We start from the raw sequence: 19,291 nt of genomic DNA on the forward strand, positions 1-19,291 counted from the left end.
AGGGGGACTTTGTTTTGAAGGAAGATATTTCGAAAATATTGACTATGGTTCAAGAAGGGAAGTTGGGCTCGGAAAAGGCAACCGAACTGATCCATGTATTGAAAGAAAAAGAGGCAGCAGCTATACCGACGGCTAAGCAAACGGACTATTTGGATAGAATGTTGAGAATTCGCGTTTCATCTGAGAAAGGCGATAATGTGAATGTTAATCTGCCACTACGATTAATCAAAGTAGCGTTAAAAACAGGACTAAGTATCGCTTCAGCCATTCCGGAATCCGCTAAGTATGTAAAGGATATTAACACCATAGATGTTGACCTGATTTTAGAAGCGATTGAAAAAGAATTATCTGGACAAATCGTTGATGTTACAAGTGCAAACGGTGATAAAGTGTTAGTTGTAATTGAGTGAGCCTGATGATCAAAGTGAAGGTCAAACTAAAATATCATAAGCAAATAACAGTTCCGGTACCGTATTTTCTATTGCGGACAGGGGTCTATGTCATATCTTCACGAATGATATGGTCATTCATTCATCGAATGATCGAAAAATCCAATATGGACGTTAAAGAAAAGGCTTGGATTCCTACATCTATTGATCGTAAAGATATTAGGGCATTGCTTAAAGCTGTAAAGCAATATAGAGGGCTGACGATAGTAGAAGTTCAAGATAAAGAAGGTACTGAAATTGTTGTTAAGCTATAGAGCTAAATTGTTAGTCTAGGCGAATTGGCTATTTAAAAATGGGGCTGCCAAGAAAGCGGGATTTAACTGGTATGCTGGATATCCCCTTTTTCTACTAAAAAAATAGTTCAGAAGAAGGTCTTTCATTAGTTTAATAAACTAGTGGAAGGTCTTTTTTCATTTTAGCTGAGTTAAAAAGCGTCCCCACTTATTGTAGGAACGCACCCGATCATTCAATAAAAACACTATCAATATATATTCCCAAATTCATCACAGTCGAATTCAATTGTAAAAGCTTTTTCGGTTGTTAGGCCATTATAATCGAAAATTCCTTCAATGTAGATGCGATATGTTCGTCCTCCGTCTAGTATTGTAGCTTTCTGAAATGTTTGCTCCCACTTAGCGCCACGGTTAACCAGACTGCCAGCCAATTTTGTCGAAATTGCATCCACGTTGCTGAATAACTGACGGCCCTTATCCTCAGCGAGCTGTGTATCAAATATTGCTGTGACTTCAATTTTAATTACTATATCAGGAATATATAGATACCTGGCTTTAGTTGTTTCGCCATTTGGATTGGTTACAGCAGGCTTTAAATCAGTAGACACGGCGGCAAGTGTTTCTCGTTCCGTTGCTAAAAACGCTTCCACTCCTGCTTGAATCCTTTTTTCGAATGCTTGCGGTTCCTGCCAATCTGATTCTTTAAAATCTTCGATCGGCACTAATTCAGTCGATAGACCGCTTTTTTTATCTATTGCTTTCTCGATAATTTCTGCATACTGCTTGTAATACTCTTCTTTTTGTTCTTGAGTCAATTCTAAAGAAGCTGCCGATGCCACTTCACCTTTATCAGTATCAGATAAAGGCTCAACTACTACTTTGTGTCCTTCTGTTTCCGCTTTTTTGGTTTTTGATACTGTTACCTTTTCTGCCGTTTGTTCTTTTTGTTTTTCATTTGATCTATCTGCCTGTGCATTTGGTAAGGATAGCAATGAAATAGCAACTACAGCAATGAGGCCAATTGCAGACCAACGATACGATTTCTCTTGGAATTTTTTAATCATAAGAATTCTCCTCTTTAATGTCTTTTTATTTCTACTGAGATTCGCCAAACTGGGTAGTTGGAAATGATTTGAGTAGTATTCTAAGAGGCTAATAATCGTATGACCATATGAAATTTGTTCCTTTTCATCCAGAAACGTTAGAGCAAATGCATCACATGCAAGTTCCTGATCCTCCCGCATACGAGAGTAGGCATACCAGAGTATCGGGTTAAACCAGTTTAAGATTAGTAAACTATGCATTAGCCAATTTAGAGCAACATCCCTTCGTTTAATGTGGGCTAATTCATGATAAAAAATATGTTGAAGCTGCTGCTCAGTGAGCTGACTGATATACGCACTTGAAAGTAATATTCTTGGACGAAAGCATCCATGAACTTTTGGACTCGATATTTCCCCAGTTAGGAGCAGAGGGATATCCATCTGAACTGACATAGATTTTTTACAGGTCTCAAAAATTTTAGCAATCCTTCTATCCGTCATAACTGGTTGTCGCTTTATGTAGCGGTATAATCGTCTATTTACAAGATAGGTTGCGAAGCCAAATACAATAACGCCCGCTAACCAAATGTAAAAAGCAAAAGTATGAAAGGAAATGGATCTATTCTTTTGCTCCTCAATACGAATTGCATCTCTATTACTTCCCTTGAGTGTTTTTTGAAGCTTAACAGCTGCGTTCCTATCCTCTTCTGTGATTATCTTTGCTTCAGAAATACCATTTGTTTCTTTCATGCGTTCGTTTTCTGAAGTAGAACCAGTTGGACCTTGAACAGAAACAGTTGTTTCATAAGCATATGAAAGGATTGAATAAATACTATAGGAACTATCTGGTGACCATGGTAGTAGTAATCTCACAATTAAAATCATCCATAATAGATAGTGCCACCTTGGGTTTAGCTTGTCTCTCAGTAAGGCTTTAACAAATATGATAAGACCTACGAGAATGCTTGCCATAATAGATGTTTCTACTACCCAGTCAAAAAAGCGAGGCAGATAAGTGTTTACAAAAATCTCGATCATCTTTTCCTATCCTTCCTCTAATTTTCTTCAGCTTTCTCATCTAGAATGCGTTTGAGCTCATTAATGTCTTCTGAGGATAGTTTTTCTTCTTTTAAAAAATTTACAAGAAGAGGTTTAAATGACGCGCCACTGAAACGTTTTAGTAATGATTTTGTTTCTACTTGTAAATATCGATCTTGCGACACGATAGGATAATATTCATACATACGCCCTTTATCTTGGTGATAGGAAACAGCTTCTTTTTTTACTAATCTGTTAATAAGTGTACGAATTGTTTTCGGATTCCAATCCATTGTTGACTCCAGTTTTTCAATTACTTCATTTGCTGTTTGAGGGGATTTTGCCCAAAGAACTTTCATGATTTCCAATTCAGCTTCAGATATTTTTGGTAACTCTTTCATCATTGATTGTCTCTCCTATATTACATTTGTAATCTTATATTAAGTATTACAAATGTAATCTCTGATTGTCAACTGTTTTTTAACATATTAAGTTGTTAATCAAACGTTTGATTAACAACAGATAATACTAAAATTTGTTCAAGCCGGCCTTGAGGATTTATTATAATCACCGTCTTTTTTGTATTGAACAAGGTATGAATTTTTACAAATTACCACTAGGAAATGAAAAATAACTAAATGGAATAGACTATTCAAATTTAGAATCGGTAACGATGAATTATTACAATTTTTTATAGAGTTGAATACTTGGTAAGATGAATATACAAATAAAAGCACTTGAGGCTAAAAAAAACCGTAATAGAGGAGAGAAAAAATGAGCATTGTAGATCAGTTCAAAGAGATTCCAACAACATGTATTTCTGATGCATTAAATGGTCTTGATAATATGGATGCAGCTATTAAACCTTTAAAGGAAGAATACCGGGTAGCTGGTCGTGCATTAACTGTAAAAATGCCTGTTGGTGATAACCTTGTTGTATTGAAAGCAATTCGTGAAGCACAGCCTGGCGATGTACTCGTTATAGATGCAAAAGGGGATACTTACAGGGCTATTGCAGGTGATTTTATTCTCGGTATGGCGCAAACACTTGGCATTGAAGGTGTTATTGTAGATGGTGTCATTCGTGATATCATAGGTGCAAAAATGTTGAATTATCCTGTTTTTTGCAAGGGGACAACAATTGCGGCAAGCGGTAAAGCAGGTGAAGGTGCCATCAATATACCCATTTCCTGTGGCGGTGTAACTGTTCAACCTGGCGACATCGTAGTGGGCGATGCAGATGGTGTCGTTGTTATTCCTCGTTCAATGGAAGAGAAAATACTAAAAATGTCGCTAGAAAAAGTCGATAAAGATCGTGAAAGAGCGGAGAAAGTATCCGGAAATAAGGAAGAAGTCATTGCATATTTAGATAAGTTTTTATCGTGAAAGATTGACAGGCCTTGAAAATGCCTGTCTTTTTCTTATGCTGTATGTTTTATAAAGTCAACAAATGCTTTCACAACATTAAGCTTTTCAGCATCTTTGTGATAAATCATCCATGTTTTTTGTGTGATGGGAAGGCCTTCTTTTGTTTGTAATGGGATTTGGTAAACATGCGGAACATCCTTTAAAAAAAGAGAAGGCAGTATGGCATAACCGAGACCACTCAAGACCATTTCTTTGCATGTGTCACCGCGGTCGATTGTCACTCTTACCAGAGGTGGCTGTGAATAGCGTTCTGCCCACCAATTATCTGTTAGATGTTTATAAAGCAAGTCAGTTTGGTAATCGATTCTTGGTAGGTTAGGCAGATCTTCTAGATCGATCGGGTAAATAGAAGCGATGCAGAGAGATTCTTCAAATAACAGCTCTTTTTCCTCAGGCCAATTATAATCACCCCTTATAAAACCAATATGAATATCTTGATTATAGGCTAGATGGTTGATCTGTTTGCTATAGCCGGTTTCCACTTGAAACTCAACGTCTGGATATTGTTTTTCAAATGCAGTTAGCCATCCTGGAAGTTTATATTTACTGATAAAATTGGATACCCCTAAGCGCAATGTTCCAGCAATATAGTGATTGAAATTGTCGACATCTTCCTTTATTTCACGGAATGTGTCCAAAAGTGCCGCTGCTCGTTTTGCCAAATATTCGCCTTCGGGTGTGAATTGAACCCCTTTTACACCGCGGTTGACAACTTTTACCCCTAATTCTGTTTCAATTTGTTGTAACCGCTTTGTTAGCGTTGGCTGGGAAATGTATAAAGCTTTTCCGGTGTTCGTAATGTTTTTTTCTTGGTAAAGAGTATGAATAATAAGCCAATCCCTCTCATCCATATTCATTCCTCCTAATAATTGAATTTTCACCCAATATACCATATAGAAATATTTTCTAAAAGTCCATTCAAAATGAGGATCATTAGCTATGCCATAACACTATTTTTCTAAAAATTGAAAATGCATTAAGCTAGTTGTAGAAACTTCATCGAATTAGGGGGGGGACAACAAAGTGAATAAAAATATAGTAAATATAATTTCAAAATTAGTGATTAACGAAAAAGAATATCTATATTATCCAATTGAAACAATGGAAGACGGTGGAAAGGTAAAGAGGTTGCCTTATTCAATAAAAGTCCTGCTAGAAGCTGCTATTAGGAAATATGATGGGAGCACTGTTACAGAAGAACATATTGAAAAATTTGCTAATTGGACGGTTAAACGCAATCAAAATGAAGAAGTTCCTTTTAAACCAGCCCGTATTTTATTGCATGACACTACGGGGCTTCCGGCTATAGTGGACCTTGCAGCAATGCGAGAGACCATAAGCCATAAGGGCGGGGATGTCTCAAAAGTAAATCCGTTAATTCCGGTTGATCTTGTTGTAGATCATTCTGTATCGGTTGATTATCATGGAAGCCCAGAGGCGATGGAATTGAATGAAAAATTAAACATGGAGCGAAATATGGAGAGGTTTCGTTTCCTTCGCTGGGCACAGCACGCGTTTGATAATTTACATGTCGTTCCACCTGCAACTGGTATTATGCATCAAATTAATATGGAGTATTTATCATCAGTAGTCACTGCAAAAGAAATGGATGGTCAAACCATGTTATATCCAGATTCTCTTGTGGGAACTGATTCACATACGACGATGATTAATGGTCTTGGAATTGTTGCATGGGGAGTGGGAGGAATCGAAGCGGAAGCTGCCATGCTAGGACAACCTTTGTATTTCGTTGTTCCAGAAGTACTTGGGTTTAAATTAACCGGGTCACTACCAGAAGGGGTAACAGCAACAGATTTGGCGTTAACGATTACGAATATGCTTCGAAAACGTGGCGTAGTTGGGAAGTTTGTGGAGTTCTATGGACCAGGCGTTCATTCGATGAGCGTAGCTGACCGGGCGGCTGTTGCGAATATGGCTCCCGAGTATGGAGCGACAATGGGATTCTTTCCAGTTGATCGTGAAACGATCCGGTACTTGCAACTGATTGGGCGAAGTGAAGAACATTTGAATGTAATTGAAACGTACTATAAGGCACAAGGAATGTTCATGGAGGAGAATAGTCAGGCCCCCGATTATCCAGAAATTGTTGAACTAGATCTATCGACAGTCACTACTTCACTCGCAGGGCCAAGACGCCCCCAAGACCGGATTGGCTTGACGAATATGAAAAGAGCCTATCACGACATCGTCCGTAAGCCGATTTCAGAGGGGGGCTATGGACTTTCCGATGAACAGCTAAAAAAAGAAGTAGCCGTTGTACATGAAAATGGAGAAAAAACCAATATTGCGAATGGATCTGTTGTACTGGCGGCGATTACAAGCTGTACAAATACATCAAATCCAACTGTCTTAATGATGGCTGGTCTACTGGCAAAAAATGCAGTAGAAAGAGGATTGAAAAATCCGCAATTCGTTAAAAGTTCATTAACGCCTGGATCGCGTGTCGTGACAGATTACTTAAAGGAATCGGGACTGTTACCTTACTTGGAAGAACTAGGATTTTATATCGCGGGTTATGGTTGTGCAACGTGTATTGGCAATTCGGGCCCGCTTCCATCCGAGACTAGCCAAGCGATTGAACAACATGATTTAACCGTAGCGAGTATTCTTTCAGGAAATCGAAATTTTGAGGGGCGCGTTCATCCGGAAATTAAGGCGAATTATTTGGCATCACCCCCACTTGTCGTTGCCTATGCACTTGCAGGAACAGTTGATATTGACTTTGCGGCTGAACCGATTGGGATCGATCATCAATATAAACCGGTATATTTACGTGATATTTGGCCTTCTTCAGCCGAGGTGCAAAAATGGATTGCAGATGTTATTCGTCCCGAACTTTTTAAAAATCGTTATCAAGAAGTATATGAAGCAAATGAAAGTTGGAATCAAATTCATATACCTAAGGGTCAGTTATTTGAATGGGAAGCTTCTTCTACATATATTCAGCAACCACCTTTTTTACATGACTTGACTGAAAAAGCTTCCCCGATGAAAGATATTAAAAAGGCCAGGGTATTGGCTTTTCTTGGTGACTCAGTCACAACGGATCATCTTTCCCCATCGGGTATTATCACAGCGAAAAGTTTGGCTGGTGTTTATTTGAGAGAAAAGGGGATCGATCCTAAAAATTTCAACTCCTATCCATCAAGGCGCGGTAATCATCATGTCATGATTCGCGGTGCATTGGCAAATCTCCGTATTCGAAACAAGCTTGTACCCGGTTCGGAGGGGGGAGTGACGAATTATTTTCCTTCTAATGAAACACTATCGATCTATGAAGCTTCTTCTAGATATAAAGAGGATGGAACGCCTCTCATAATTATTGCGGGAAAAGAATATGGAACTGGAAGCTCAAGAGACTGGGCTGCAAAAGGCGTTCAGCTTCTCGGCGTCAAAATGGTCATCGCAGAAAGCTTTGAACGAATTCATCGGAGTAATTTAGTAGGGATGGGCGTTTTGCCGCTCCAATTTGCAAATGGAGAAAATGCACAATCTTTAGGCATTACAGGAAGAGAAATATTCCATACGGCAGGTTTGTCTAATCAGATTCAGCCTGGTGAGATGATCAAAATGAAAGCCGAAAGGGAGGACGGAACACAGTTTGCCTTCGATGTCATTGTACGTCTCGATAATGTAGTAGATGTAGAATACTATCAAAATGGGGGTATTATGCAAAAAGTGGTACGGCAATTGATGAGTACCTAATAAGAAAGTGGAAGAGTTATATTCATTAGAACAAATAGTGATAACCAAATGGGGTGGAAAAATGTTTGTCGGAAATTCTGATTCTGAACGTCCTGTAAAATTTGCCTACGTGGGATGTCGAACAACAAAGGAACGCAATGCTCGGGGCGAAGGAATTAACGTATTTCGAATAAATCCAGAGTCAGGGGTTTGGACCCATGTTCAGCTCTTAAAGGATATTGTTAATCCTTCCTTTTTAACTTTTGACCGCAATCGAAGTTTTCTATACACAGTTCATGGAGATTGCACTAAGATAAGTGCATATAAAATCAATAATAAAACGGGTGAGCTAGTTTTTATCAATCAGCAATCCACTGGCGGAAAAAATCCAGTTCATTTAGTTGTAGATCCCACTAATCAATTTATAGTGGTCTCAAATTATATTTCAGGTACATTAGCCGTCCTCCCGATAAATGATGACGGATCACTAGCAGAATTTTGTGATCTTGTAGAAATTCCTGGCAGCCCGGACGATAGTGAGACTAATCTATATGCCAAACAAGGTATACCCCACCCGCATCATAACCCTTTGGATCCAACGGGGCGCTTTTTTATCGTACCTGACTTGGGATTCAACAAACTGTATATTTATACACTTGATACGGCTAATGGAAAACTGATAGCAAATGATCCCACTTTTGCGGATACTCGTAAAGGTTCTGGGCCTAGACACGTGGATTTCCACCCAACTTTACCCTATGTATATTTAGCGAATGAACTAGATTCAACTGTTGCAACGTATCATTTTGACAGGCAAAAAGGGCATCTAGTACCCTTACAAATACTATCGACTGTACCGGAAGATAGTATTGATAATACATGTGCTGAGGTTGTTGTAGCACCATCGGGTAACTTTGTTTATGTATCGAATCGCGGACATGACAATATAGCCATTTTCAGTGTAAATCAGACAACGGGTCTACTCTCCCTAGTCAACTGGGAACCGACTTTAGGCGAGACCCCTCGCTTTTTTACCATAGATTCACTCGGTCAATTCCTTTTCGTTGCTAATGAAGACAGTGATACGATCGTGCATTTTAAAGTAGATGAAAATAGCGGAAAACTTATACCTACCGGAAATATAGTAAGGACGGGAAGTCCGGTGTGCATTCTACTCTTATAGGTCTATGATATATTATCGTTTTTTTTTGTAAACGCTTACTACAAAATAAGGAGTGAAATGAATGAACCAAGCAGAAATATTTATTGAAAAGAAAACGATCCGAAAGGTTACTTGGCGTATAATCCCGTTTGTTTTTATCTGTTATATTATTTCCTATATTGATAGAGCAAACCTGGGATATGCTGCACTAGAAATGAATGCGGATTTGGCGCTAAGCAGTAAAGTATTTGGATTTGCTTCCGGTATTTTTTTCATCGGGTATTTCTTATTTGAGGTACCAAGTAACGTCATGATGCAACGTTTTGGCGCCCGGGTTTGGATTGCTAGAATTCTCATTACATGGGGGATATTAGCAGTTGCAACGGGGTTTGTACAAAATGCAATGCATTTGTATATTTTGAGATTTTTACTTGGCGTAGCTGAAGCTGGGTTCTTCCCGGGAATTATCCTTTATTTTACGTATTGGTTTAGGTCAAAAGAACAGGCTACGACAATTGGGTTATTTACAGCGGCAATTCCAGTTTCATACATTATTGGGGCCCCGCTTTCTACTTGGATTATGGATTACATTCATTGGATGGATTTCGCTGGATGGCGTTGGATGTTTATATTGGAGGGGCTTCCAGCAGTAGTACTTGGGATTATAACTTTATTTTATTTAACAGAGCGCCCAGAAAATGCGAAATGGTTAAATACCAAAGAAAAAGAGTGGTTAGTAGGAGAGTTAAAAAAGGAGAGGGAATCAAGAAAAAATGTAAAACAACTTGGTATTTTGAAAGCTATAACCAATCCTAAGGTGCTCTTTCTCTCATTTATTTATTTTGTTTATCAAACGGGCAGTCTTGGTGTGGGATACTGGATGCCTCAAATTATTAAAGGTTTTTCAGGTGTTACAACGAATATGCAGATTGGCTTAATTGCTATGATCCCTTATATTGGGGCTACTATTGGGATGTTATATTGGTCTCGCCGGTCTGACAGTAAAGGTGAAAGACGGCTTCATTCGGCCATTCCGCTTTTTATAGCAGCAATTGGATTAGTTGGTGCCGGGCTTACAAGTAATCCATACATGGCAATTGCGTTGATCACAGTTTCACTAACAGGAATGTATAGTTTTAAAGCACCGTTTTGGGCTTTACCGTCTTTGTTTTTAACGCAGTCTACTGCGGCCATTGCTATAGCCTCTATCAATTCAATTGGGAATTTAGGCGGTTTTGTAGGGCCTTATACGATTGGTCTTATAAAAGATGGAACGGGCGATGCAAAGATAGGGTTATTTTTTTTAAGTGCATTATTACTAATATCTTTTCTGATGGTTTTCTTTATGAAAACGAATGAAATAAAGGTAGAGAAGAAAGCACAAGTGCATGCAGCAGCTGAGAAGCAAGTCTGAGTGGGCTGTCCCAAAAATCGGATGAGGCCGATTTTCGATATTCGAATCAAGCTTGAATCTGAATTGGAGGGGGAGTGACAAATTATTTTCCTTTCAATGAAACACTATATGAAGCTTCCTTCTAGACATAGTGTCAGGCACCGTTCGTGCTATCAAAATGGGGGTATTATGCACAAAGTGGAATGGGATTAATTAGATCATAGATTTAAAAGAATGAAAGATTTAGAGTGGAAAATTAATCATTTAAAAGTAGACTTAATATAATGCGAAGTGGAAAAAAGACTTAAAGTCTATTTTCGAAATTGTGAATATTTCGTAATTGCTCAATTCCTCGCATTATTTAATGCTACACTAGTGATTTAAATATAAGGAGATATTTCACTATGATTAATTTTCAGAAGAGTGACATAAAGAACCCTCATATCAAACCTAACGTAACCATTAATTTGAAAATGAAAATGATTCTGCTCATTGGTATTTTAATTATTGCAATTGTTGCTGTTATCGGGCTTTTCGTCGATTATTTCATATCTGACTCGCTTGAAACCCAAATGGGGGACCGAGCTCTGGGCGTTGCTAATAGTGTCGCGCGAATTCCTGAATTGGCTAAGGCATTTACCGATGAGGACCCTGCATCGATTATTGATCCAATCATTGCACCAATCAAAGAAACGACGGGGGCTGAGTTTATCGTTGTCGGAAACATGGAAGAAATCCGGTACTCCCATCCGATGGCAGATCATATCGGAAAGAAAATGGTAGGGGGAGACAATGTAAGGGCATTAGTTTACGGTGAATCGTATGTTTCAAAAGCAGAAGGCTCGTTAGGCAGTTCCCTAAGGGCGAAAGTGCCTGTTTATTTGGAAGGAAAGATTGTCGGTGTTGTTTCAGTCGGTTTTTTAGCTGCTGATATACAAAGTTTAATTCGCAATTACAAAAATCAGTTATGGTTTGTCTTGTTGTTCATTGCCGGAGTCGCAATCATCGGAGCAGTTGTCATTGCATCGTATATTAAAAAAGTGTTATTCGGGATGGAACCTGAGGAAATAGCACATTTGTTATTCCAAAAAGAAACAATTCTAAAATCGGCTCATGAAGGGATCATTGCGTTAAATCAATATGGGATCATTACGACGATGAATGCTGCTGCCCAGCAATTATTATTTAATGAGGAAACTTCACCTGAGAATTATTTGGGGAAAACGATCCAAGAGGTGTCACTAACAACCGATTTGGCCGAGTACCTGAATAACATAAATGGGCAATCCAATAAGGAAATGATGATAGGCAATCAAATTGTTTTTGTCAACTCAGTTCCGATCTATTTTGAACATACGTTTATAGGAACTGTCTCGACTTTACGGAATAAAGCCGAAATCGAGTTGTTGTCGAAGGAATTGGCTCGGGTTAAACAGTATGCAAATGCTTTACGTGCCCAAACACATGAATTTTCAAATAAGTTATATACAATACTCGGTTTACTGCAGTTAGGAAAGAGAGAGGAAGTCATCGATTATATTCAAAAGGAAAGTAACTTACAAAAAAATTGGATTCGTCTTTTAATACAGAAAGTGTCTGATCCGTTGGTGAGTGGTCTTTTATTAGGCAAGTTAAATCAGGCAAATGAGCTCGGCATTGATTTATCAATCGATTCAGATAGCGTCCTAGAAAGTCAATTATGTGAAAAACAGAGTAAAGCGTTGTTAACCGCTGTGGGTAACCTTATTGATAATGCGGTGGATGCGGTGAAAAATAGATCTGCCTTAAATCGTAAAATTTCTATTTTTTTTACGGATATCGGCAATGATATTATTTTTGAAATCGAGGATTCTGGGGAAGGAATACCGGAAGAGATTTCAAACAAAATCTTCGAACAAGGGTTTTCTTTAAAGGAAGGTGTTCACCGTGGTTTCGGACTCGCTTTGACGAAACAGTTGATTTCCGAAGTGAATGGAGCCCTCTATTTAGAGGAAGGAGAGCTTAACGGAGCTTGCTTTGTTGTTTCTATACCCAAGGAGGAGACACAGAAATGCGTGAAATGATTCAAGTGTTAATTGTGGAAGATGATTTTAGAATAGCTGATATTAACCGTCAGTTTGTTAATCGGATAAATGGATTTACTGTCCTAGATGTAGTGAAAACGGGCGAAGAGGCTTTAGCCTATTTACGGAACAATACGACTTTACCCCACCTCATTTTATTGGATGTCTATATTCCAGACGTAGAAGGATTGAATTTATTTTGGCAGCTACGGAAAGAGTTCAATGAAATTGATATCATCATGATAACTGCGGCAAAGGAAGTGGCGACGATTGCCGAAACACTGCGAGGCGGCATTTTCGATTATATTGTCAAACCTGCAGATTTCGTCCGTTTTGAACAGACATTGGAGAGGTTCAGTGAACAGCGTACGCTTCTAGCATCGAGAGAAGAACTTGAACAGGAAGAAATCGACCGACTGACAGGATTACAATCATTGCCGGAGACGGAAGCTTCTTCAGAAGAAATGATCCCAAAAGGAATCGACAAGTTCACATTAGAAAAAATAAAAAATATCTTGCGGGCGGGCGGCGAATCAGGAGTGACCGCCCTGAATGCTGGCAATGAAGTAGGTGTTAGCCGTTCGACAGCTAGGCGATATTTAGAATACTTAGTATCAATAAAAGAAGCGGAAGCCCAACTTAAATATGGTGATATCGGACGGCCAGAGCGAAGATATATGCAGTGGACAAAATGAACAAAACGATCACAATGATCATTACTGTTTTTAATTATATAATCTTTTTTTAACCAACAAACTAATGATAAATTACTGAATATATAAAAATGTCAGAATAGAGGGATGAGTGTGATGATTATGAGTGGTCTTCCGTAAATGAACACCAAAAAAGGAGTGCGATAAGACTTTTCCCCTATTGTTTTGGAAAACCAACAAGTCTAATAAAAAATGTTTTATTTTGATGCTAAGACTTTTTGCGAAGAAAATGTAACCGCCTTCATGAATTAACCTACTTAATCTGAAGTGAATTTACTAGTTTCATAGAATTACCGGGAAAGGTAACCAATACCGTACTTGAGGCTAAAACGCTGATTTTAGTAACTGTAAGCTGAAAAATAAATGGATAAAGGGGGAACTAGAATGAAATTATTTAAATACGCGTTATTGTTTAGTGTTATGTTAATTGCTCTTATCGGGTGTTCGAGTGAGGAGGCAGCTGGGGATAAAACCGAAAAGGAAATAAAAGGCGGAGAATTGAGAGTAGCAGTACCTTCAGAGCCACCAACATTGGATACGCATGTTAATACAACGACAATATCTTCAAATATCGCAAGAAATATTTTTGAAACCCTTCTTACTTTTGACTCTAACGGTGAAATTCAGCCGATGCTTGTAGAATCGTATAAAGAGGATGGTAAAGTAATCGAATTTAACTTGCGTAAGGGAGTTAAATTTCATAATGGCGAAGAAATGAAAGCTGCCGATGTTGTTGCTTCAATGAATCGTTGGATTAATGTTTCTAGTTCTGGAAAAGAAACATTTAAAGGAGCAAATTTCAAAGAAATCGATGAGTATACAGTTCAATTGGAAATGGCGCAGCCGACATCAACTGCAACGCTAGTTCTTGCTTATTCCGGGGGAGAATCTCCTAGTATCATGCCTGCTGCAATTCTTGAAGGAAAAGATGAAAAAGAAAAAGTAACCGAGTATATCGGTACAGGTCCATTTCAATTTAAGGAATGGAAACAAAATCAACAAATTCATTTAACGAAATTCGATGATTACTCGAGTCGTGAAGAAGCTGGAGATGGTTTAGCAGGAAAAAGAGAAGCACTTGTAGATGATCTTTATATTTTATTTGTTCCTGATTCATCCACTCGTGTTGCGGGGATTTTATCAGGAGAATATGATGCAGTTATGGAGCTTCCGATTGATAACGTAGATCAGATCCTTAGCAGCAAGGATGTTGAGTTGAATAGTGTCCCAAGGGAACTGTTGCTATTATATTTCAATAAAAAAGAAGGTCTTTTTACAAATAAACTAGCACGGGAAGCATTGGCTGCAGCAGTAAATAAAGAAGACGTGTTAAAAGCAGCTTTCGTCAATCCCGACTATTATAAGACGAATCACCATGTCATGTTGGCTAATCAGGAAACACAATGGAATACCGACATTGGGAAAGATGACTATGGTTTCCAAGATGTAGAACTTTCAAAAAAGTTATTTAAAGAAGCTGGTTACAACGGCGAAGAAATTCGTTTAATGACATCAAGAGACTATGACCATATGTATAATGCTTCTATTGTTGTACAAGAGCAGTTAAAAAAGGCTGGGGTTAACGTAAAATTAGAAGTTTACGATTGGCCAACATTTTCTGAACGCCGAAATGATCCGGATGCCTTCGATATTACGATAATTACAAATAAAGGAAAAGTAGAACCGACTTCTCTTGTATGGACAAGACCAGACTATGTAGGCTGGACAAATAGCGAGGAGTTAGAAGCAATCACTGCAAAGATTCGTCAAGCGCCATCACTAGAAGAAGCACGAGGGTATTATGATGAATTACAGACTTGGTTCTTAGATTATAAACCTGCTATTAAAATGGGGGATGGGGATATGTTATTTGCATCACGTAAATCACTCTCACATTTAGAAGATGTAGATGGTCTTATTTTCTGGAACGTTTCAAATTCTAAATAATTATTCTGGACAAGATAACGCCAGGTTTATCGTTTATTTTAATAGACATGGCGTTATCTTTTTAATTAAATTCATCACACCGTTATTACGTTTAAAAGGAGGTAATCTCTCATGTGGTCTTATATTATAAAGCGCTTGTTCTCCTTAATTCCAGTATTATTTATTGTATCAATTGTCATCTTTTCTATTATCCATCTCACCCCTGGTGATCCAACAACCTATATGCTTGGTGAGGAAGCAACGGAAGAACAAATTGCCAGTGCTAGAACACAGCTTGGATTAGATAAACCAGTCTATGAGCAATATTGGACCTGGATTAAAAAGGCTGTGGTGGGGGATTTAGGCTCATCTTATCATATGCATATGTCAGTTAACGAAGCAATAATAAGTCATATTGGTCCAACATTGTCCCTCGCAATCCTAGCTGAAATAGTTGCCCTGTGTATTGCTATTCCATTTGGAATTATTGCAGCAATTAAGAGAGGTACAGCTACTGATCAAACGGTAATGGGGTTCTCATTATTAGGAATGGCCATACCTAGCTTTCTACTCGCGTTGTTTTTAGTATTACTAATTGGCGTAAAGCTACAATGGTTACCTGTAGCTGGATACCGGCCACTAGAGAGTGGAATATGGAATCACCTTAAGTATTTAATCATGCCAGCCATTTCATTAGGTTCCATTCAAGCCGCTTTGATTGCCCGAATGACAAGATCTTCGATGTTGGAAGTACTAAATACGAACTATATTAAAATGGCCAGAGCAAAAGGCGTAGTAGAAAGAAGAGTCATATACAACCATGCTTTACAGAATGCCTTTCTTCCGATTCTGACAGTTATCGGTATTACTTTTGGTGGCTTAGTAACTGGAGCAGTTGTAACAGAAACCATTTTTAATATCCCTGGTATTGGATCGCTAATCATTAATTCGGTTTCAAAACGAGATTATACGGTGATACAGGGAATTGTGCTTTTCGTGACATTTGTGTATGTGATGTTAAACCTAGTCATTGATATTCTTTATGGAATCATTGATCCACGTGTTAGATTGGCAGAAAAATAAACGCATAATTATCTTAATCTTCTGTTTTGTCCATTTCTAAGTGTTAGGAGGAATAGTATGGATGGCATCGGCAGCACAATAACCCTATCAGCGGCAAGAAGGAAATTAAAGAAAGAGCAGAATCAAATTCTGAAAAGACGCTTTTTTTCCAATTATTCGATGTTGATAGGGATTACTATACTCGTATTTTTAGTGCTTTTAGGTTTAGTAGGTCCATTTTTAGTAGGCTATAGCCCATATGAAATGATCGTCAGTAACCGACTACAGGCGCCTAATGCACAGCATATTTTGGGTACGGATAATTTTGGCAGGGATTTATTAACACGAATTATTTATGGAGCTCGGGCATCGATCGGCGTAGGATTTTCGATAGCGATCATTACTTCAATCATCGGACTGACAGTCGGTTTATACGCTAGTTTTTACAAAAGTTTAGACCAAATTTTAATGAGAATATGCGATGGACTGATGGCGATCCCTGGTATTTTATTAGCAATTGCCCTAATGGCTGCTTTAGGACCTAAAGTTGAAAACGTAATCATCGCATTAAGTATCGTATTTACTCCATATGTAGCACGTATTGTTCGATCCGCTGCATTAGTTGTTCGGGAGCAAACGTATATAGAAGCAATGAAGGCCCAAGGTGCTAGTTCAACGCGCATTATCTGGCTTCACGTAGCACCCAATGTCCTTTCACCTTTAATTGTGCAAGCAACGTTCATTTTTGCGGACTCAATCATTACAGAAGCTGCATTGAGTTTTCTTGGCGCAGGGATCCCAGCTCCAGCACCAAGTTGGGGAAATATTCTCTATGACGGAAAGCTTGTCATCTTTAATGCATGGTGGATGACTGTCTTTCCAGGTTTGCTCATTATCCTTTCAGTAATTGGTCTTAACTCTTTAGGCGATGGGCTGAGAGACATAATGGACCCCCATTATAAAAAAATCAAGAAAAAAAAGGCTAAAGCAAAAAGCTAAAAGGGGGGAAGAGAGTCATGACTGATGTGCTCTTGGAAATAAAGGATCTGAAAACACATTTCTACACGGAAACAGGCCAAGTGACAGCTGTGAAGGGTGTATCTTTTGATGTTAAAAAGGGCGAAATATTAGGGGTTGTTGGCGAATCTGGCTGCGGAAAAAGTGTCATGTCCCAAACCATTTTAAGACTATTTGAAAAAGGAACGGTTGAATATGAAGGCGAAATTAATTTTAAAGGCACGAATCTTCTTTCCCTTAGTAATAAACAGATGAACAAAGTGAGGGGAAATGATATCTCAATGATATTTCAAGACCCGCTCAGTACATTAAACCCGGTACACACAGTTGGCCGACAAATTGCTGAATCAATTATTTTGCACCAAAATGTAAGTAAAAAGGATGCGGAAGAAAAAGCAATTGAGCTATTAAAGCTCGTTGGCATTCCATCTCCTGAAAGAAGAGCAAAGGAGTTTCCGCATAATCTTTCGGGAGGAATGAGGCAAAGGGCGATGATCGCTGTAGCACTCGCTTGCCGCCCGCAATTATTAATTGCAGATGAACCGACTACAGCGTTGGATGTGACAATTCAAGCTCAAATTTTGGATTTAATGAAAAATTTAAATGAAGAATTGGATATGGGAATTATCTTTATCACGCACGACTTAGGAGTAGTTGCTGAGTTATGTTCTAGAGTTGTTGTCATGTATTTAGGAGAAATTGTTGAAGAGGCAAGTATCGAAGAACTATTCTCTAGGCCATTGCATCCTTATACGCAAGGTCTGATTAAATCGATTCCACAATTGGACGGGGACAGGTCTGCGCTTCTCCATACGATTGAAGGAACTGTACCTCCATTAACACGCGTGCCTAAAGGGTGTCGCTTTGCATCTCGATGTCCATTTGCAGATGAACAATGTATTGCAGCTTCACCGCCTGTTTTCGAACATACACCTTCGCAAAAAGTGAAATGTTGGCACTTTGAAAAAATTCTTGCAGAGAAGGAGGTTGCAGCCGGTGTCCATACTTAAAGTTGAATCAAGTAAGGAACAGACAGAAAGAAGGACAAGGAAAGAAACACTCCTGGAAATAAATAATTTAAAAAAGTTTTTCCCTGTCAAAAAGAGCCTCCTAAACTTTAATAAGGAAAAAACATTTGTTCAAGCGGTGAATGATGTTTCATTTAATCTTTATAAGGGCGAAACTTACGGCCTTGTCGGAGAATCAGGATGTGGGAAAAGTACAACAGGACGTACGATACTAAAACTAACAGAACCAACTGAGGGTCAGGCAATTTATAATGGTGACGACATTTTCAAACTTTCAGAACAAGAGTTGAGAAAAGTGCGTCAAGATATTCAAATGGTTTTTCAAGACCCTTATTCTTCATTAAATCCAAGAAAAAGAATTGGGAAAACGCTAGAGGAACCATTAGTTATTCATAATATCGGTAATGCGAAAGAAAGAACAGAAATTGTAATGGAAATATTAAATACTGTTGGCTTACAACTAGAACATTATTATCGGTATCCACATGAATTTTCGGGTGGTCAAAGACAACGAATTGGGCTTGCTAGGGCGCTTATCTTAAACCCGAAAATACTAATTATGGATGAACCTGTGTCTGCTCTGGACGTGTCAATTCAATCCCAGATCATCAATTTGTTAAAGAAATTACAGTCTGAGTTAGACTTAAGCTTTCTTTTTATATCTCATGATATGAGCGTAGTTCGTCATATTTCTGATCGAATTGGTGTCATGTATCTTGGAAGATTAGTAGAAGAAGCACCAACTGATGTATTATTTTCAAACCCTTTACATCCTTATACACAGGCTCTCTTATCAGCAGTACCAGTACCGAAATTAGGGGATAAAAGGGATCGAATCATATTAAAAGGGGAATTGCCATCTCCTATGAATCCTCCTTCAGGCTGTGTTTTTCATACAAGATGTCCATTTGCAGAGGAAAGATGCAAAAAGGAAATTCCGAAAAAGAAACAAATGTCAACCGATCATCATGTAGCCTGCCACCTATACAATTAATGATGGGCTATGATGAAAAGGCTCCTTTGCTTCTAAG

16 protein-coding genes are annotated in these 19,291 nt (G+C 38.5%); 13 read left to right on the forward strand and 3 right to left on the reverse strand.

Going from position 1 to position 19,291, the window contains the following annotated elements; translation table 11 throughout:
- Positions 1-14: 14 nt before the first annotated feature.
- Together BGM26_RS20625 and BGM26_RS20630 are read left to right on the forward strand one after the other, a co-directional pair.
- Positions 15-410 carry an SHOCT-like domain-containing protein gene (locus BGM26_RS20625; RefSeq protein ID WP_217042168.1) on the forward strand — a complete coding sequence of 132 codons (396 nt, stop codon included), beginning with the start codon at positions 15-17 and terminating at the stop codon, positions 408-410.
- Positions 411-415: 5 nt separating this feature from the next.
- Complete coding sequence (locus BGM26_RS20630) at positions 416-703, forward strand: hypothetical protein (protein WP_217042169.1); 288 nt, start codon at positions 416-418, stop codon at positions 701-703.
- A gap of 227 nt (positions 704-930) precedes the next feature.
- Here BGM26_RS20630 and BGM26_RS20635 read toward each other — a convergent pair whose 3' ends face one another.
- Entirely contained in the window at positions 931-2,763 is a 1,833-nt protein-coding gene (locus BGM26_RS20635) for a M56 family metallopeptidase (protein ID WP_217042170.1), read from the reverse strand.
- A gap of 17 nt (positions 2,764-2,780) precedes the next feature.
- Positions 2,781-3,167 (reverse strand): BlaI/MecI/CopY family transcriptional regulator, encoded by a 387-nt coding sequence (locus BGM26_RS20640; RefSeq protein WP_217042171.1) that lies wholly within the window; start codon positions 3,165-3,167, stop codon positions 2,781-2,783.
- Positions 3,168-3,537: 370 nt separating this feature from the next.
- Here BGM26_RS20640 and BGM26_RS20645 point away from each other — a divergent pair, with 370 nt between their 5' ends.
- A complete protein-coding gene (locus BGM26_RS20645; protein ID WP_217042172.1) occupies positions 3,538-4,149 on the forward strand; it encodes an RraA family protein in 612 nt (203 codons plus the stop codon).
- Between the two features lie 35 nt (positions 4,150-4,184).
- On the opposite strand, the gene BGM26_RS20650 is transcribed toward BGM26_RS20645, so the two are convergent.
- Positions 4,185-5,042, reverse strand: a complete 858-nt coding sequence (locus BGM26_RS20650) for a LysR family transcriptional regulator (RefSeq protein WP_217042173.1) — start codon at positions 5,040-5,042, stop codon at positions 4,185-4,187.
- 172 nt (positions 5,043-5,214) lie between these two features.
- Here BGM26_RS20650 and acnA point away from each other — a divergent pair, with 172 nt between their 5' ends.
- From acnA to BGM26_RS20700, 10 genes are all read left to right on the forward strand, one after another.
- Positions 5,215-7,917: an aconitate hydratase AcnA gene (gene acnA / locus BGM26_RS20655; protein ID WP_217042174.1), complete on the forward strand. Its 2,703-nt coding sequence runs from the start codon at positions 5,215-5,217 to the stop codon at positions 7,915-7,917.
- Between the two features lie 61 nt (positions 7,918-7,978).
- Complete coding sequence (locus tag BGM26_RS20660) at positions 7,979-9,079, forward strand: lactonase family protein (protein ID WP_217042175.1); 1,101 nt, start codon at positions 7,979-7,981, stop codon at positions 9,077-9,079.
- 61 nt (positions 9,080-9,140) lie between these two features.
- Positions 9,141-10,472, forward strand: a complete 1,332-nt coding sequence (locus BGM26_RS20665; protein ID WP_217042176.1) for an MFS transporter — start codon at positions 9,141-9,143, stop codon at positions 10,470-10,472.
- A 383-nt stretch (positions 10,473-10,855) separates the two neighbouring features.
- The gene (locus tag BGM26_RS20670) at positions 10,856-12,514 is read left to right on the forward strand and encodes an ATP-binding protein (RefSeq protein WP_217042177.1); all 1,659 of its coding nucleotides are present in this window, start codon (positions 10,856-10,858) and stop codon (positions 12,512-12,514) included.
- Positions 12,502-13,209 carry a response regulator gene (locus tag BGM26_RS20675; RefSeq protein WP_217042178.1) on the forward strand — a complete coding sequence of 236 codons (708 nt, stop codon included), beginning with the start codon at positions 12,502-12,504 and terminating at the stop codon, positions 13,207-13,209. The genes BGM26_RS20670 and BGM26_RS20675 overlap by 13 nt, the downstream gene beginning before the upstream one ends.
- Before the next feature lie 402 nt (positions 13,210-13,611).
- Positions 13,612-15,174 carry an ABC transporter substrate-binding protein gene (locus BGM26_RS20680; protein WP_217042179.1) on the forward strand — a complete coding sequence of 521 codons (1,563 nt, stop codon included), beginning with the start codon at positions 13,612-13,614 and terminating at the stop codon, positions 15,172-15,174.
- 111 nt (positions 15,175-15,285) lie between these two features.
- The gene (locus BGM26_RS20685) at positions 15,286-16,236 is read left to right on the forward strand and encodes an ABC transporter permease (RefSeq protein ID WP_217042180.1); all 951 of its coding nucleotides are present in this window, start codon (positions 15,286-15,288) and stop codon (positions 16,234-16,236) included.
- A gap of 57 nt (positions 16,237-16,293) precedes the next feature.
- Positions 16,294-17,214 carry an ABC transporter permease gene (locus BGM26_RS20690; RefSeq protein ID WP_217042181.1) on the forward strand — a complete coding sequence of 307 codons (921 nt, stop codon included), beginning with the start codon at positions 16,294-16,296 and terminating at the stop codon, positions 17,212-17,214.
- A gap of 17 nt (positions 17,215-17,231) precedes the next feature.
- The gene (locus tag BGM26_RS20695; protein ID WP_217042182.1) at positions 17,232-18,242 is read left to right on the forward strand and encodes an ABC transporter ATP-binding protein; all 1,011 of its coding nucleotides are present in this window, start codon (positions 17,232-17,234) and stop codon (positions 18,240-18,242) included.
- Positions 18,235-19,254 carry an ABC transporter ATP-binding protein gene (locus BGM26_RS20700; protein ID WP_217042224.1) on the forward strand — a complete coding sequence of 340 codons (1,020 nt, stop codon included), beginning with the start codon at positions 18,235-18,237 and terminating at the stop codon, positions 19,252-19,254. The genes BGM26_RS20695 and BGM26_RS20700 overlap by 8 nt, the downstream gene beginning before the upstream one ends.
- Positions 19,255-19,291 lie beyond the last annotated feature (37 nt).

Source organism: Bacillus sp. FJAT-29790 (assembly GCF_019039215.1).
Lineage (GTDB): Bacteria > Bacillota > Bacilli > Bacillales > Cytobacillaceae > Cytobacillus.

Excerpts from the sequence above, each read along its gene's own strand:
- BGM26_RS20630 (WP_217042169.1), top strand. The coding sequence starts at position 416 with ATGATCAAAGTGAAGGTCAAACTAAAATATCATAAGCAAATAACAGTT.
- BGM26_RS20660 (WP_217042175.1), top strand. The coding sequence starts at position 7,979 with ATGTTTGTCGGAAATTCTGATTCTGAACGTCCTGTAAAATTTGCCTAC.
- BGM26_RS20645 (WP_217042172.1), top strand. The coding sequence starts at position 3,538 with ATGAGCATTGTAGATCAGTTCAAAGAGATTCCAACAACATGTATTTCT.
- BGM26_RS20690 (WP_217042181.1), top strand. The coding sequence starts at position 16,294 with ATGGATGGCATCGGCAGCACAATAACCCTATCAGCGGCAAGAAGGAAA.
- BGM26_RS20650 (WP_217042173.1), bottom strand. The coding sequence starts at position 5,042 with ATGGATGAGAGGGATTGGCTTATTATTCATACTCTTTACCAAGAAAAA.
- BGM26_RS20635 (WP_217042170.1), bottom strand. The coding sequence starts at position 2,763 with ATGATCGAGATTTTTGTAAACACTTATCTGCCTCGCTTTTTTGACTGG.
- BGM26_RS20675 (WP_217042178.1), top strand. The coding sequence starts at position 12,502 with ATGCGTGAAATGATTCAAGTGTTAATTGTGGAAGATGATTTTAGAATA.
- BGM26_RS20640 (WP_217042171.1), bottom strand. The coding sequence starts at position 3,167 with ATGATGAAAGAGTTACCAAAAATATCTGAAGCTGAATTGGAAATCATG.
- BGM26_RS20665 (WP_217042176.1), top strand. The coding sequence starts at position 9,141 with ATGAACCAAGCAGAAATATTTATTGAAAAGAAAACGATCCGAAAGGTT.
- BGM26_RS20685 (WP_217042180.1), top strand. The coding sequence starts at position 15,286 with ATGTGGTCTTATATTATAAAGCGCTTGTTCTCCTTAATTCCAGTATTA.
- BGM26_RS20695 (WP_217042182.1), top strand. The coding sequence starts at position 17,232 with ATGACTGATGTGCTCTTGGAAATAAAGGATCTGAAAACACATTTCTAC.
- BGM26_RS20680 (WP_217042179.1), top strand. The coding sequence starts at position 13,612 with ATGAAATTATTTAAATACGCGTTATTGTTTAGTGTTATGTTAATTGCT.
- BGM26_RS20670 (WP_217042177.1), top strand. The coding sequence starts at position 10,856 with ATGATTAATTTTCAGAAGAGTGACATAAAGAACCCTCATATCAAACCT.